Raw genomic sequence first — 15,876 nt, 5'->3', positions numbered from 1 at the left:
TGCGCTGCGATTTCCGCACCAGAACTATGCGAATCAATACCGCAGCAATCGTCCGTGAGATACCTGTCGATTTTCGTTCCGATTCTCCGTTTAGAAGGGGTGAACTCTAGTGCTACTGACCGGAAAATACATATGATGTGTTTAATCATATTGAGGTATGCCAACGGGCAACAGCAATAGGGGTGAAACCATACTCCGTCCGCCTGACCGCGGCCAGTCGCGGCGAGTAAGTCGTCGACGATTCCTGCAGGCGACCGGTGTCGCCGGAGTCAGCGCCATCGCCGGCTGTACGGGTTATACGGGTTACATCGGTAGTTCGCGCGACGGCGTCGAGTACTGGACGCTCTTCGGCGGCGGCGACGGAACCGTCATGGAAGCGATGGTCGACGAAATAAACGAGAGCGACGAGTACGACGGGTTACGAATCAACCGCCAGCGGGTCCCGTGGGACGAACACTACGGTCGTCTCTACACGTCGATGGTCGGCGGCAATCCGCCGGACGTCGCGGTGATGCACTCGCGCATGATGCGGGACTACGAGGACAGCATCGTCTCCGTCACCGACGAGATCGGAACCGATCCGTACCTGGAGGAGGTGGCTCAAGGCGGCGTCGTCGACGGCGAACAGCTCGCGGTCCCGCTCGACACGCACCCGTTTGGGCTCTACTACAACAAGGAAATCTTCGAGGAGGCTGGTCTCGATCCGGAGAAGCCGCCGAACACGCCGGACCGGTTTTACGAGGCTGCCAACGCGATCCTCGAGAACACGGACCACTACGCCTTCGACTACTTCGACGGCCAGTTCCACGCCGAAGTCATGCGAATGTTACTTCACGGCCGAGGCGGCCAAATCCTGACCGAGGACTACGAACCCGCCTTCGACACCGACGACGGCCACGCGGTCGTCCAGGAGATGCACGACTGGGTCCACGAACACGAGTGGGCGCCCGTCGACCCCGGAACCGGCTGGGACGCGTGGAATCGCGGCGAGGTCGGGATGAAGATCGAGGGCACCTGGCACATCAGCGTCGTCCGCGAAGCGGGCTTCGACTTCGGGATGACCGAGCCGTTCATCATGCCGGATGCGGACGATCCGGTGACGGTCGGGGACAGTCACATGCTGATTATTCCCCAGAGCGACGAACGAGACCAGGCGCGACTCGAGGACGCAATCGAGACCGTCCGCTTGCTTTCACAGGAGTTCAACGCCCGGTGGGGATCCGAGGCCGGTCACCTCCCTGCCAGCGAGGCGGCGATCGAGAGCGACGGCCTTCGGGAGTCGGACACCTGGAGCCAGACCCTCGAGACGTTCTTCAACATGGTGGAGAACGATCAGTTCATCCGCCCGCCCGCGACGCCGAACGTCGAAGAGTACACGGAGCAGATCTACCAGCCGCTCGACGACATGCGCGCCGGAAACATGGCGCCGGAGGAAGTGATCGAAACCGCGACCGAGGGCGTCAGACAAACGTTTAACAGGAGATAATCATGGCACAAGCAACCCAACAAACCGACGCGAACGCGGACGAATCGGGACTCGTCGACCTCTCGCAGTCGTGGGTCCGCGAGCTGATTGCAGGGGGTACCTTCGCGCTCCCCTATCTCCTGATCGCCGGGACCTTCCTCTTCGGACCGCTGCTGCTGGCGCTGTACATGAGCTTACACGACTGGAACGCGCTCGATCCCGCCCAGTCGCAGTTCATCGGCTTCGAGAACTACCAGGTCCTGCTTTCGGATCCGGACTTCTGGAACGCGTTGCGAAACACCGTCTACTTCGTCGTCCTGACGGTGCCGCCGATCGTCGTCGGCTCGCTGTTCCTGGCGCTCGGCGTCAACCGCGACGTGAAGGGACAGTGGCTGTTACGGACGATTTTCTTCAGCCCGTACGTGCTGACCGTCGCGGTCGTCGGTCTCCTCTGGACGGAGATCTTCAGCGCCTCGGGACTCGTCCCGTACTACGTCGGCGGCGGCAACTGGTTGACTTCCCACAGTCTCGCGATGCCCGCCATCGCTATCGCGACGATCTGGTGGCAGCTGGCGTTTAACTTCATCATCCTGCTGGCCGCGCGCCAGAACGTTTCGGATCGTCTCTACGAGGCGGCGAAACTGGACGGCGCGAGCACGTGGCGGATGATGCGCGACATCACGATTCCGCAGATGCAGAATCCGTTGATCTTCGTCGTCATCGTGACGTTCGTCGGCTCGTTCCAGGTGTTCGGACAGCCGTTCATCATGACCAACGGCGGTCCGTCGTTCTCGACGACGACGATCGTCCTCTACCTCTACGATACGGCGTTTACCGGCCGACAGTTCGGGTACGCCGCCGCGGTCGGCTACGTCCTGTTCATGATTCTGATCGCCGTGTCAGCGACCAGCTACTACTTCCTCGGAGGTGATAACCGATGAGCGTCGAATCGCGCGGGCTCTTCGACGACCTCTCGCTGACGAACGATCGGCTTCGGACGATCGCCCTCTACGCCGGTCTGTACGGGATGGCGTTCCTCTTTCTTATCCCGTACTGGTACATGTTCGCGACGTCGTTCATGACTCGCGATCTGGTCTACTCCGAGGTGCCGTACCTGATCCCGTGGGAGATGACCCTGTACTGGTACGACTATCTGCTTACGAACTCGCTGATCGTCCAGTGGACCGTCAATACGCTCATTCTGGCCGGGGTAACGACCGTCGTCGTGGTTCTGATCGACGCGATGATCGCGTACTCGCTGACCCGGCTCGACTGGCCCGGCCGCCGCGCCATCTTCGCGGTCATCGTGGCGAGTTTCATGGTGCCCGGCATCGTCAACCTCGTGCCGGTCTACATCATCGTGAGCGAACTCGGCCTCGTCAACTCCGTCTGGGGCGTCGTCCTCCCGAGCGCCGCCAACCCGCTCGGCGTGTTCATGCTCGTCCAGTTCTTCAAGGACATCCCCGAAGAGCTGGAGGAGGCGGCCCGCCTCGACGGGTTCTCGAGACTCCGGATCTTCACCCACATCGTGTTGCCGCTCATGCGGTCGGCGCTGGCGGCGCTCGGGCTGTTCATCTTCATCTGGACGTGGAACGCCTTCGTCTGGCCGCTGTTGATCTTCCAGAACGACGCGATGTACACGCTCCCGATCGGCCTGGTGACCCTGCAGGACAACCTCGGCGTGACCGAACCCGGCGTCATCATGACCTCGGCGGTCGTCGCCTCCGTCCCGCTCTTGCTGGTCTTCTTGGTGATGCAGAAACACCTCGTCAGGGCCGTCGAAATGCAGGGGACGACCAAATGAACACGACCATGACGCGAACGCACTCGTCCGACCTCGACCCGATGTACGCCTCGCTCGAGCGAACCGCGCGGTTCGTCTGGGCGAACCTCGTGTCGGTGATCGGGATCAGCGTCGCCTGGTTCCTCGCCGCCGTGCCGCTCGTGACGCTCGGGCCGGCGACGGTCGGCGCCTACCGCGCCGTCCTCTCGCTTCGCGAGGACGGCGACGGCATCGATCGAGCGGCGGTGCTCGAAACCGTCCGTGAGCAGTTCGTCCACGCGACGCTGCTGGCGCTGGTTCCGCTCGTGCTCGTCACGGTCGCGGTGAACTACGCGCTCGCGTACCTCGCGAGCGGGACGGTCCCAGCGGGGCTGCTCGCACTCGGCTGTACGTACGCAGGCCTCTACGCGGGGCTGGTCTCCATCCCGACCTTGCTGGGATTGGCGGAGGGAAAGTCCGCGTTCGCGGCGTTCGCGGACGGCTACCGTTGGACCGCACGCCACGCCGTCGGCGCGGTGGCGCTCGGCGTCGTGACGGTCGTGCTCTTCGCCGTCACCTCGGTGCTGACCGTCGCCGTGGCGCTGCTGTTCGCGGGCGTTGCGTTCGCGCTCCACGTCGACTTCGTGACGAGCCTCTCCGAGACGGATCGGATCGCCGCGGAGGTGTCCGATCCGTGATCGGCGCCGCCGCTCGACCGCGAACGCGTACGAATTCCCCGTCTTCGTTCCCGTCGGCGGGCGAACCAGCGGTAGCACCGGCACAAACGCCGGCGCTACCGCCTACGATCGACGCGATCACCAACGACGCGAAACACACGGAGCTACGACAATGAGCGAGACTCACGACAACACCGTCGACACGGTATCGACAACGGAATCAGCATCGGCAGCGGACTCGGACTCGGCATCGGTCACGTTCGACGACGTGCGAAAGGTCTACCTCGACGACTTCGTCGCCATCGAGGAGTTCAACGCCCACATCGAGGACGGCGAGTTCATCACCATCGTCGGCCCCTCGGGATCGGGTAAATCGACCCTGCTGCGGATGATCGCCGGCCTCGAGGAGATCACCGCTGGCGACATCAAGATCCGCGACGAGAGCATCAAGGGCGTCGAACCGCAGAACCGCGGCATCGCGATGGTATTCCAGAACTACGCGCTGTACCCGCACATGACCGTCCGGAAGAACATGTCGTACGGGCTGAAGCTGACGACGGATCTATCCGACGACGAGATCGACCGCCGCGTCGAGGAGACCGCCGAGATGATGGGAATCGGCGACCAGCTCAATAGCAAACCGAGCGAACTTTCGGGCGGCCAGCAACAGCGCGTCGCGACCGGCCGCGCCATCGTCCGCGACCCGAAAATCTTCCTGATGGACGAGCCGCTGTCGAACCTGGACGCGAAGCTCAAGGTCCACATGCGGACCGAACTCCAGCGCCTGCAGGAGGAGCTGGGAACGACGACGATCTACGTCACGCACGACCAGCACGAAGCGCTGACGATGAGCGACCGGATCATCGTCCTCAAGGGCGGCGAACTCCAGCAATTCGCGACGCCGGAGGAGGTGTACAACAACCCCGCCAACCGATTCGTCGCCGACTTCATCGGTAGCCCGGCGATGAACTTCTTCGACGTCGCGCTAACCGACTCGACGCTCGTCGCCGAGGGATTCGAGTACGACCTCCCCGCGTCGATCGTCGACGAGGTCCGCGACGCGACGACCGGCGACGACCTCGAGCTGGGGATCCGTCCCGAAGACATCGAATACGGCGTGGGCGGAGCCAACGCGATCACGGCGACCGTGGAAGTCGTCGAGGTCGCGGGCAGCGACAACTTCGTCTACCTGGACATCGAGGGCGCCGAGTGTCGCGTTCGCGTGCCGGGAGACGTGAAACCCGACGTCGGCGACCGGGTCGAACTCGCGTTCGATCCCACGGACATTCACCTTTTCGACGGCCGGACCGGCGAGAACCTGCTCGCAGACATGCGAACGAGACGCACCGCTTCCGCGACTGAGACCGAACCCGAAGAGGCCGCCTGAGGCGGCCGCCCGCGCTTTCGGTTAGCGATTACCACTGATACCGAGACGGATATGAACCTACATCTCAATGACGACCACTCAAGCTGACGGCTATCGGCGGCGCATCGAACTGAACGGATCGTGGCAGTTCGTCACGGATCCGGACGAGAGCGGTCGGGACGGCAACTGGTACGACGGCGGCGAGTCGTGGCCCGATCGAGCGGAGCCGGTCGAAGTCCCACACGCCTGGCAGGAGCGTGAGGCCTACCGCGAGTACACCGGAACCGCGTGGTATCGACGGACGGTCGACCTCAAGGGGACGATCGACGAAACGGATCGAATGGCCCGGGCGCTGGTGCGTTTCGGCGCCGTCGATTACGAGGCGACCGTCTGGGTCAACGGCACCGAGGTCGGTTCGAACCGCGGCGGATACCTCCCCTTCGCGGTCGACGCGACCGACGCGCTGGTCGACGGCGAAAACGAGATCGTCGTCGAAGCGACCGACCCGGCGGACATCAGCGAGATCCCTCACGGGAAGCAGGGCGAGCCGTGGTACCAGCGCGTCAGCGGGATCTGGCAGGACGTTACCCTCGAATTCGTCCCCGCCAGCCGCGTCGAAACGGTCCGCGCGACGCCGGATCTCGAGGACGATAGCGTCAACCTCGAGATCGATACGACCGTAGGGGAAGCCGCGGGCGCGGATCTTCCAGTCGACGACGTCACTGCGACGGTAACGGTCGCCCGCGAGGAGTCGGGCGCCGAAGCCGCCACCGCCGCGACGACCCTCGACGCCGACGGATCGGCTTCGATTGCGGTCTCGCTCGACGACCCCGATTACTGGACGCCCGAGACGCCCGCGCTCTACGACGTCCGCGTCGAACTCGAGCGCGACGGAACGGTCCGCGATCGGTACGAGGAGTACTTCGGGATGCGCAGCGTCGAGGCCCGCGACGGACGGGTGTACCTGAACGGCGAGCCGTACCCCATTCGCGGCGCGCTCGAGCAGGGCTATTACCCGAAGACGCTGTACCGTCCGTTCGGCGACGACTGCTTCGAAGACGAGGTCCGAACGGCCAAGGAACTCGGCTTCAACCTGCTTCGAAAGCACATCAAACCGGCCCATCCGGACTTCCTCGAGCAGGCGGACCGACTCGGCCTCCTCGTCTGGGAGGAGCCGGCGAACCCGACGGTCCACTCCGAGCGGTCGAAACGCGAGGTGCGCGAGCAACTCGAGGGACTGATCGAGCGCGATTACAACCGACCGAGCGTCGTCGTCTGGAGCATCTACAACGAGGAGTGGGGGATCGGCAATCCGCAGGGCCTCGACGTCGAAACTTCCCTGTGGGTGGACGAGGAGAAACAGGAGTACCTCGCCGCGCTGTACGAGGAGACGAAAGCGGCCGATCCGACGCGGCTCGTCTGCGACAACTCCGGGTGGGCCCACGTCGCCACCGACCTCAACGATTACCACCGCTACTTCGTCAGTCCCGACCGCGCCGACGCGTGGGCGGACGACCTCGACCGGATCGTCGAGGACCCGGCGGACAACTACGCGGCCGCCGAGACCGATCCCCGCGACGCGCCGGCCATCATCTCCGAGTTCGGGACGTGGGGGCTGTGCGATGCGTCCGCGATCGAGGAGTACTACGGCGAACGGCCGCCGTGGTTCGACTACGAGTTCCTCGAGGAGGGGTTGAAACGGCCCGACGGCTACCGCGACCGCTTCGACGAGACCGCGCTCAGCGAGGCGTTCAACGACTTCCGGGAACTGATGGAGGCCTGGCAGCGCCGACAGTTGCGGTCGAACGCGGACGTCATCGAACAGATGCGCGCCCACGAGGGCATCGCCGGCTACGTCATCACGGAATTCTCCGACATCGAGTGGGAGTTCAACGGGATCCTCGACTACCGGCGCGAGTCGAAGGCGTTCGCCGAGGAGTTCGCCCGCGTCAACGCGCCGGTCGCGGTGCAACTCGAGTTCGAGTCCCGAACCGTCCGGGAGGACGAACCGATCGCGGCGGACGCGGTCGTCGTCAACGACACGACCGACCGGCTCGAGGCGGAGCTATCGTGGACCGCCGCCGGCGAATCGGGACGACGAACGGTCGCCGTCAACGCCGCGTCGGCGGTTCGCGCCGAGGACCTCGTTACCGTCGATGCGCCGGCCGTTGACGGCACGATCGAGACGGTGACGGTTACCGTCGAGTTCGGCGACGCGCGAACCGACGAGCCGGTGACGGTCGTTTCCCGTTCCGAGTTCCCCGAATCGGTCGGCGGCTCAGTCTACGTCGAAAACGAGTCGCTCCGGAACGAACTCGATCGACGCGGCGCGACAGTCACGGATCGCCTCGACGACTCCGTCGCCGTCGCCGTCGTCGGGGAGACTACGGACGCGGTCCTCGAGTACGCCCGCAGCGGCGGCGACGTCCTGTTGGTGGCGGGTCGGGACGATTCCGTGACCGACTCGTCGGTCTTCGAATACGGCGACCTGCCCGAAGACGAGAGCTGGAACCTCGTCGCGTCGCTGCTGTACACCGTTGACGACCGACTCGAGCGACTGCTCGGGCCGGTTCCCGGCTGGGAACTGGACGGGCTGTATCCGTACGCGGTCGCGGCCGTGACCGAGGACGACGACGTTGGCGTCGGCTACGTCGAGGGGTGGCTGGCGAATCCGTCGGCGGCGATCGCGACCCGCGACTACGGCGAGGGCACCGTTCGGGTGTGTACGTTCCGCGTCGCCGACGCCTACGGCGATCATCCGACCGCGACCGCGCTCCTCGACGAACTGCTCGCCGGTCGACTCGAGTCGTCCGCCGGGCGGTAGCCGACCGGTCCTACCCCTGTTCTCGTCGACTCGATCGCCGATTCACAACCCACGGATACGCCCTTTCGTATAATCGTTGGAAACTAATATGTCACTGGAGAATGTTGATGAGCGTATGCGAAGGGATAGCAACGAATCCGAGTCGCATAGCTCGATGCTTCGAAGACGGTATCTCGGCGTCCAGGCCGCAACGGCGACGGGGCTGATAGCCGGGTGTGCCGAGCTCGTCTCCGATGGCGGCGAGGAGCGAACCGACGGGACGGGCGACGAGAACGGTGATCCGGACGGGCCGTTCGAGACGACGGTGACGGTGGATCCGGACGAGCGAAGCGACCGCGAGGTTCCGGAAACGCTGTTCGGTCGCTTCGCCGAACACTACGGTGCACACGAGATCTATCCCGGGATCTACGCGGAGCACGTCACGAACACCTCGTTCGTCGCCTGGGGACAGGTCCAACCGGATCACGTCTCGCACGTCTACGGCTTCGACGAGGTCGGCGAGTACGACGGGATCCCGTTCCCCTGGGAGCCGGTGGGCGACGACGCCGAGTTCGAGCGCCCCGCCGAGGGCGGCGTGCGCGGGCTCGGCACGTGGGAGTCCGACGGCGGCTGGCCGGCGGTCGACCGGGAATTGCGCAACGCCCACCAGCGAGTCGTCCTCGAGGACGCCGCGGGCGGCGTTCGACAGCGGATTCCGCTGCCCGACTGGCGAACGCTCACCTACGAGTTCGCGCTGTCGGCTCGCGGCGACGGGATCGACGCACTCGAGGTTCGCCTCGCGGCACCCGACGGCGACGTCCTCGCCGGCGCGGACGTCGAGGGCCTCACCGACGAGTGGCGACGCTACGAGGGGATCGAACTGACGCTCGCGGAGCGAAGCGGGAACGAACTCGAGGGCGGCGCGCTGGACGATTTCGCCTCCCCGTACGGCGAGTACGTTCTCGAGATCGTCGCCGAGGGGACCGGATACGTTGATCTCGACTGGATCTCCCTGCTTCCCGACGACGCGGTCGCGGGGAAGTTCAATCCGACGACGATCGATCTCATGGCGGATCGCAACGTCTCGCTGCTGAAGTGGCCCGGCGGAAACGTCACGAGCACGTACAAGTGGGAAGACGGGATCGGTCCGGTCGAGAAACGGCCGATCAGGCCGAACGTCGTGTGGAACGGCCTCGATCCGAACCTCATGGGAACCGCGGAGTACGTCGAGTTTTGCGACCGTACCGACGTCGAACCGACGATCACCGTCGGCGTCACGGTCGAGGACACCGACAGGGAGTTCCAACCGCCGGAACCGATCACGCCCGAGGACGCCGCCAACTGGGTCGAGTACTGTAACGGCTCGACGGACACCGAGTACGGCGCGCTTCGGGCCGACCACGGCTACGAAGACCCCTTCGACGTCGAGGTCTGGGAGATCGGAAACGAGGTCTGGGGCGGCTGGCAGGCCGGCGGCACCGACGACCCCCAGCAGTTCGCCGAGCGCGCCCTCGAATTCATCGAGGCGATGACCGCCGTCGACGACTCGATCACGGTCATCCCCGACGGAATGGATCCCAAGTACGACGACGAGAACCTCGTCCCCGATCCCAACGATTGGAACGAAACGCTGTTCGAGACCGTCGGCGACGAGATGGACGGAATCGGCATGCACCGCTACAACTGGGGCATTCGGGCGGAGGATCCCGGCAGCGTCGAGGAGTGGAAGGACGCGAACGACGCCGACGCGCTCGACTACAACGAAGTCCTGATCGCGTTCCCGACGCAGTTCGGCCAGCTTCTCGCCGAGACCGCCGAGACGGCGGCCTCGTACGGCCTCGAGGACCTCGAGTTCATCGTCGGCGAGTGGGGCCTGTACCCGACGGTCGCCGAGGGCGATCCGTGGCCCGGCATGCCGACGATGGCCGGCGCCTCCTACGTCGCGGGGATGTACAACGCCTTCATTAGGCGGAGCGAGCAGTTGCGGCGAGCCAGCCACACGCACCTTCCCGTACGCATGTTCCCGCCCGAGCACGTCGAGCATCCGGCGAACCCCAACCCGCTGCTACCGGTCGGCTACACGCTCTCCCTGTACGCGAACGTTTTCGACGGCGACCGGACGTGGAACGTGATCGACGCGTCCGTCGACGGAGAAACGCGAGACATTCCCGAAACCGGCGCCCGAATCCGAGCGATGGACGACGTGCCGTACGTCGACGCAACGTCGATGACGACATCGATGGACGACGAACTCTGTACGTTCCTCACGAACCGGAACCTACGGAGCGCGGCCGACGTGACGCTCGAGGTACCCGAAGCGTTTGACGGCGCGGACGCGACCGTGATCGTCCAGCGCCCGACGGACGATCCGCACGACTTACAGGAGGGCCTCGGCGACTACCCCGAATCGTGGTACGAGTGGACCGGCCTCGAGGTCTACGAGATCGACGAACGCGAGGTGACGCTCGAGGACGAAGCGCTGACGCTGACGCTCGAGTCGTCGTCGGTCGCTCGCGTTCTGGTCGGTTGATCGGCCGATCGACCGGTGGCGATACCGCGGTGAAAGCGCCCGCGAACCGCAAGAACCGAAGTCGATATCCCGTTTCGCGAACGGTCGCTCTCTCGGCCCGTGGCCGTCTATTCCTCCGCTCTTCCGCCGTTTCGATCGTTCTTGCGGCGATCGCGAATCGCGGGACGGCGCTACTCCTCGATCGCGAGCGGATCGTGAAACGATACTGAGACGTCGAATCCGACGGCGTCGTACGCGCTCGTCGGCCACTCGCCGGTCGACGTGACCACGTCGATGCCGTCGCGGTCGACGAGGATCGTATCCTCGCACTTCGCACCCCGAATCGTCGGATTCCACGCGTACGGCATGGGTGCGAGGGCGGCGGTCGTCGAGTCAGGACCCGCGGTCCACTCGCGGCTCTCGTACCCGATCGCACCGCCCTGGTGGTGGCGTCGCCACTCGTCCGGATAGCCGGCGTCGGCGTACGCTCTTCGAATCGCTTCGAAGATAGCTTTTGCAGGTGCGTCTGCGCGCACAGCCTCGAGCGTCGCGGCTGCGGCCGTCGCGGCGACGCGACACGCCCCCTCGTGTCGCTCGCGGAGCCACGCCGGCGGATCGAACGCGACCGTTCGCGTGACCGCGACGTTGTGCCCGCCGCGCTCGGCGACGACCGTCAGGTGACCGAACCGATCCAGGGGCGCGTTCGTGGGAGTGAAGTGTCGCTGTTCAACTGCGCGCTCCGAGCCGCCGACGAGAACGACCGGCGCGGCGAACCCGCGCCGCGCGAGTTCGCTCCGAAGCGCCGCCGCCGCCTCTCGTTCGGTCGTCTCGGGAGTCAGGTCGGCCCCGACCGCCTCCACGGCCCGCGTCGTTTCGCGGCTCGCTCGTCGATAGCGATCGAGTTCGCTCTCCGGCAGCGGCGTCCTGAGCGAGGACGGATCGACCGTCGTCAGCCCGTCGATCGGCACGTCAGCACCCGCGGGCGATCGACGCCGATCGACGACGGCTGTCGGAAGTGCCGACTCGTGCCACTCGTACCGTTCGGCCTCGACGTCGATCCCGGCCGCCTCGAGCGACGGCAGTTCCTCCTCGCGGACGCGATCGATCTCGTTGTTCGGCGCCAGGAGCCGAACGGGTCCGTCGTCGGCGGGAACGCCGACCGCGGCGACGCCGACGTCGCTCGCCGCGTCGACCACGACGTTACCGCCCGTAAACCAGGCGACGTTCTCGGGGCGGAGGAGCCAGAGCTCCTCCAGCGATCGACTCGTTAGCTCGTCGACGATCCGCTCGCGCTTGACTGTCGCTGACCGTGCCATATCGATGCACACTGATCGACGCCAGTATAAGCGTTTCCCGGCGTTCGCGTTTCGGGGTCACCGCCGCACGGCCGAGTCGACGCAGCGTCGCCGCCGATTCGACGGCGATGAGATAGTGATAGCGCTCTCGAGCGAGCGTTCCCGAGCGGAGGCTCCTCCAGCGCGCGGTGACGGATTCGGTCGATCCGAACCGGGCCGAACCGGCACTACGCGTAGTTGTACTCGAGTTCGATCACGTTCGCCGCGCCCAGGAGCGCGTTCACACAGTCGTCGTAAAGTCGATCGTCGTCGACCCTGTGAACCGGACAGGAGATGCCGATCGACGCGATGCTTCGGTCGTTGTCGTCGGTGACGGGTGCCGCGATAGATCGCAGCCCGGCCCACTGTTCCTCGTGGCTCACCGCGTATCCCCGTTCGCGGATCGCGTCCAGTTCCGCGTGGAGGTCCTCCCTCGTCGTGATCGTGTTCGACGTAACCGCCGGCAAGCCGTGTTCCGAGACGATGTCGTCGACTTCGCACCGAGGACGGAACGCGAGAATGGCCTTGCCAGGCGCCGTACTGTGGAGCGACACGGGTTCTCCTTCGTGCGTGTCCAGTTCGATCCCGTTCGTCCCGCTTGCACGGTATAGGTACACTCCGAGTCCGTTCTTCTCGACGAACAGCGTCACGAGTTCCCCCGTCTCGTCGGCGAGTCGATCGACCTGCGGCTGCGCGGTGTCGTAGACGGGGACTCGGTTTCTCGCGTACGAACCGAGGCCGAAAAACGGCAGGCCGATGTGGTACTCCTCGCCGTCTTTGTCGACGTACTCCTCGTCCTCGAGCGTCGCCAGGTAGTTGTACACCGCGCTTCGTCCGATGTCGACCCGCTCCGTGATCTCCGTGATGGTCGCCCCGTCGAGTTCCTGAATGACCTCCAAGATCCTGAGCGTCCGGCTGACGGACCGGATAGAAGACGCTGATTTTGCCATATTTGCAATTACAGTTACCGTCACATATAGATTGTCCCGGAAACGGAACTCATCGCCGTCCTCACCGCGGATTAGACGTGTACCCGGCGATGAACGGGCGACATCGCGTTTCCGGACGAGCCGGCCTAGTCCGTTCGGGCGAGATACTCGACGAGTCCGAACAACAACCCGGTAACGACCGGATGCGATCCAGCGGTCGTTTGGACGCGGAACGTACACGCGACGACCCGGCCGCCATCGACGGACCGCTCGAGGAGCGGACTCCCCCGGTCGGCCAGCCACCCGCGGACGTAGCCGACGTGGACGGTGTCCCGGTCCGGCGCTACGTCCGCGACGATCTCGTACGGATAGGCGTCTTCGAACTCCCACCCGAGGTGGCGGTTCGAACAGAACTCGTCTACGAGCGGCGAGTCCTGATAGAAAAACGACGCCGTGTTGTTCCAACTGTCCGTCCGGGGGAGCGTCCGGAACTCGAAGAATTCGGTGCCCTGCATCTCTCCCTGCCGGTCCGGCACGTGTACGGCGGTGCCCCCGTTCGAGACGAACTCGACGACCTCTGCGGTCGTGTCCGTCACGAACGCGACGTCGACATCGGGAGTGAGTCGGTGCGTAACGTCGAGTCCCGCCGAAGCGAGCCGCGAAGCGAGCGCTCCCGTGGCGAACACCAACGCCTCCGGCGGCGCGCGCGGCGGCGACGGGACGACGACGATCGGCTCTGCGAGCGACAGATCCGTCTCGGAGAGTCCGCGAACCGTCACGTTTTCCGTTCGAACCGACTCGACCTGCGGGGTCGAAATCCGGACCGGGTCCAGTTCCACCACGGAGTGCGGGGGTGCGCTCAACTGTCGGGTTTCGCTCCGCCCGTCGAACTCCCACTCGATCTCTTCGACGACGCGGTCGGCGGTATCGTTGACGAGCGCGATCTCGAGTTCTCGAACCGCTCCGGCCCACGCGACGTGCGAATCGACCGTCGCGACGAGCGTCACGTCGGCGTTAATCGCCGCGAAGTCGTCGTAGAAGGACTTCTCGTTTCGGCAGTAATCGAGCAGGCCGGTGACCTCCCACTCGGTGTCGTACAGTTGCGTCAGCACGAACCCGGCGATTTCGTCGCGCGTTCGAAACTCGCCGAGGATGTGCTCGAGCGAGACGATCGCACGGTGTTGCCAGGACTCGGCGAGGTCCTCGAGCGTTTCGAAGACGCCGTCGAGACCGGTCTCGACGAACCGATCCTGGACGCCGCTCGGCCGCTTGACGGGATCCGAGAGGAACTCGTGGGAGAACCACGCCGGCTCTCGACCGTAGTGGTCGACGAGCGCGGGCAGCGGCGGAAACGAGAGGACGCCGAACTCCGAGACCACGACCGGCGCGTCGCCGTCGGACCAGCGCTGCGTGGCGTAGTTGTCCCCTCTGTGGTGAAGCGCGTGTTCCAGATTCTCGATCCACTCGGTCGCCCGATCGGGACTGATGCAGTACCAGTGGTAATCGTTGAGGTCGGTGGCGACGTGGGCCCACCCGGAGTTGTCGCAGACGAGCCGCGTCGGGTCCCACTCTCGAACCGTTTCGACCAGCGACGCGAGGTGCGTCCGTTTCGTCTCGTCGGTCCAGAGCGTCTCCTCTGACTCGGCGTGTCCGATCCCCCACTCCTCGTGGTAGAGACTCCAGATGACGACGCTCGGTCGGTTGTAATCCCGTTCGACGAGCCGTCGGAGTTCGTTTTTCACCTCGTTCTTCGACCGATCCGTGTACCGCGCCGGATTCGCCGGTTCCTCCCAGACGAGGATCCCCTTCCGATCGGCGGCCGCGAGGAAATCCGGGTGTGCCGGTTTGAGGTGCTTCCGAACCAGGTTGAAGCCGAGCTCCGAGACGCGCTCGAGTTCGCGTTCGAAGACGCCGTCGTCCGGCGGTCGGTACAGCGTCTTCGGGTAGTATCCCTGGTCGAGCACCCCGCGAAGTCGAATCGGCTCGCCGTTGAGACGGTATCCGTCGCCGTCGCGCTCGATCGTGCGGAGGCCGAAGTAATCCTCGTAGCGGTCGAGTACCTCGCCGTTCGCTTCGAGCACGATCTCGAGGTCGTACAGCGCCGGCGAGTCGGGCGACCAGTACGCCGGGTCGTCGAACTCGAGAACCGCTTCGTTCCCCTCGCCGATCGGCTGCACCGCAATCGTCTCGGTCGTTCCGTTCCGAGACGCTCGAACCACCGCGTCGATCGCCGCTGGATCGGTCTCGCCCGGGTCGACGTCCAGCGCGACGACTGCGGTATCCGTCTCGGGGGCAGGAGTTACGGCTGCCGTGGAAACGTAGGCGTCCGGGCGGAACGCGAGCGTCACCGACTGCCAGATCCCGCTTACGCGCGTAAACCACGGATCGCCCTGCTTTCCGTGGGGGATCTCCGAAAGGTCCTCGGGATCGTGGACGGCGACGGTGAGCGCGTTCTCTCCGGCCGTAATCGCGTCCGTGATTTCGAACTCGAACGGAAGGTAGCCGCCGCGGTTTTCGCCGACTCGCTCCCCGTTGACCCAGACCGTCGCCCAGTAGTCTACCGCGCCGAATTCGACGAACACGCGCTTCGACTCGAGTTCCGTCGGGTCGATCCGAAACGTTCGGTTGTACCACGCGGTGCCCGCGTATCCCCGTAGTCCGTCGTCCTCCTGCCAGATGTGGGGGACGTCGACGGGATTCGCTTCGGTGAGCCACATCGCGAGTTCCGTCTGCCACCCCTCGGTCATTCCGATACCGTCCGGATCGACTTCGAACAGCCACTCCCCGTCGAGAGAGCGGGAGTGGCGAAGGGAGGGTACGTCGTTCATACCGGCTTGTCCGGCTGATAGCGGTTAAATCTTCAGTATACCACCGCGGACCGCGTACGGAGTCGCCCGCCTCGAATCGCTACCACCCCGTCTCCGCTGGTCTCCGAACCGACGGCGCGAACAAGCGATGACGCGGGACTCGTTTCGGAACCGTTCGATCCAACGAACGATCGCCGTCGGGCCGTCGTATCGCGTTTCGAAAT

The 15,876-nt window shown here is 65.0% G+C and carries 10 protein-coding genes; 7 read left to right on the top strand and 3 right to left on the bottom strand.

Annotated features, from left to right (window positions below; translation table 11 throughout):
- The first annotated feature begins 157 nt into the window (after positions 1-157).
- The 7 genes from MUH00_RS19545 (at position 158) to MUH00_RS19515 (ending at position 10,603) form a co-directional block, all read left to right on the top strand.
- A complete protein-coding gene (locus MUH00_RS19545; RefSeq protein WP_247004447.1) occupies positions 158-1,486 on the top strand; it encodes an extracellular solute-binding protein in 1,329 nt (442 codons plus the stop codon).
- Between the two features lie 2 nt (positions 1,487-1,488).
- On the top strand, positions 1,489-2,406 hold the full coding sequence (locus MUH00_RS19540) for a carbohydrate ABC transporter permease (RefSeq protein ID WP_247004445.1): 918 nt from the start codon (positions 1,489-1,491) through the stop codon (positions 2,404-2,406).
- Positions 2,403-3,269 (top strand): carbohydrate ABC transporter permease, encoded by an 867-nt coding sequence (locus MUH00_RS19535; RefSeq protein WP_247004443.1) that lies wholly within the window; start codon positions 2,403-2,405, stop codon positions 3,267-3,269. Before MUH00_RS19540 ends, MUH00_RS19535 begins: the two co-directional genes overlap by 4 nt.
- Positions 3,266-3,925: a hypothetical protein gene (locus MUH00_RS19530; RefSeq protein WP_247004440.1), complete on the top strand. Its 660-nt coding sequence runs from the start codon at positions 3,266-3,268 to the stop codon at positions 3,923-3,925. Before MUH00_RS19535 ends, MUH00_RS19530 begins: the two co-directional genes overlap by 4 nt.
- A 151-nt stretch (positions 3,926-4,076) precedes the next feature.
- Positions 4,077-5,291 carry an ABC transporter ATP-binding protein gene (locus MUH00_RS19525; RefSeq protein WP_247004438.1) on the top strand — a complete coding sequence of 405 codons (1,215 nt, stop codon included), beginning with the start codon at positions 4,077-4,079 and terminating at the stop codon, positions 5,289-5,291.
- Between the two features lie 67 nt (positions 5,292-5,358).
- A complete protein-coding gene (locus tag MUH00_RS19520) occupies positions 5,359-8,094 on the top strand; it encodes a sugar-binding domain-containing protein (protein ID WP_247004436.1) in 2,736 nt (911 codons plus the stop codon).
- Between the two features lie 115 nt (positions 8,095-8,209).
- The gene (locus tag MUH00_RS19515) at positions 8,210-10,603 is read left to right on the top strand and encodes an alpha-L-arabinofuranosidase (RefSeq protein ID WP_247004434.1); all 2,394 of its coding nucleotides are present in this window, start codon (positions 8,210-8,212) and stop codon (positions 10,601-10,603) included.
- A 170-nt stretch (positions 10,604-10,773) separates the two neighbouring features.
- On the opposite strand, the gene MUH00_RS19510 is transcribed toward MUH00_RS19515, so the two are convergent.
- The 3 genes from MUH00_RS19510 to MUH00_RS19500 form a co-directional block, all read right to left on the bottom strand.
- Positions 10,774-11,898, bottom strand: coding sequence for a M24 family metallopeptidase (locus MUH00_RS19510; RefSeq protein WP_247004433.1), 1,125 nt, complete (start codon positions 11,896-11,898; stop codon positions 10,774-10,776).
- A gap of 206 nt (positions 11,899-12,104) precedes the next feature.
- A complete protein-coding gene (locus MUH00_RS19505) occupies positions 12,105-12,866 on the bottom strand; it encodes an IclR family transcriptional regulator (protein WP_247004431.1) in 762 nt (253 codons plus the stop codon).
- 125 nt (positions 12,867-12,991) lie between these two features.
- The gene (locus tag MUH00_RS19500; RefSeq protein WP_247004429.1) at positions 12,992-15,673 is read right to left on the bottom strand and encodes a glycoside hydrolase family 2 protein; all 2,682 of its coding nucleotides are present in this window, start codon (positions 15,671-15,673) and stop codon (positions 12,992-12,994) included.
- Positions 15,674-15,876 lie beyond the last annotated feature (203 nt).

Source organism: Halosolutus gelatinilyticus, from assembly GCF_023028105.1.
Taxonomy (GTDB): Archaea; Halobacteriota; Halobacteria; order Halobacteriales; family Natrialbaceae; genus Halosolutus; species Halosolutus gelatinilyticus.
The sequence above is the reverse complement of the archived record's forward strand: the minus strand, read 5'-3'. Positions and strand labels throughout refer to the sequence as shown.

Coding starts and splice junctions, on each gene's coding strand:
- MUH00_RS19515 (WP_247004434.1), top strand. CDS start 8,210: ATGCGAAGGGATAGCAACGAATCCGAGTCGCATAGCTCGATGCTTCGA.
- MUH00_RS19505 (WP_247004431.1), bottom strand. CDS start 12,866: ATGGCAAAATCAGCGTCTTCTATCCGGTCCGTCAGCCGGACGCTCAGG.
- MUH00_RS19500 (WP_247004429.1), bottom strand. CDS start 15,673: ATGAACGACGTACCCTCCCTTCGCCACTCCCGCTCTCTCGACGGGGAG.
- MUH00_RS19535 (WP_247004443.1), top strand. CDS start 2,403: ATGAGCGTCGAATCGCGCGGGCTCTTCGACGACCTCTCGCTGACGAAC.
- MUH00_RS19510 (WP_247004433.1), bottom strand. CDS start 11,898: ATGGCACGGTCAGCGACAGTCAAGCGCGAGCGGATCGTCGACGAGCTA.
- MUH00_RS19530 (WP_247004440.1), top strand. CDS start 3,266: ATGAACACGACCATGACGCGAACGCACTCGTCCGACCTCGACCCGATG.
- MUH00_RS19545 (WP_247004447.1), top strand. CDS start 158: ATGCCAACGGGCAACAGCAATAGGGGTGAAACCATACTCCGTCCGCCT.
- MUH00_RS19520 (WP_247004436.1), top strand. CDS start 5,359: ATGACGACCACTCAAGCTGACGGCTATCGGCGGCGCATCGAACTGAAC.
- MUH00_RS19540 (WP_247004445.1), top strand. CDS start 1,489: ATGGCACAAGCAACCCAACAAACCGACGCGAACGCGGACGAATCGGGA.
- MUH00_RS19525 (WP_247004438.1), top strand. CDS start 4,077: ATGAGCGAGACTCACGACAACACCGTCGACACGGTATCGACAACGGAA.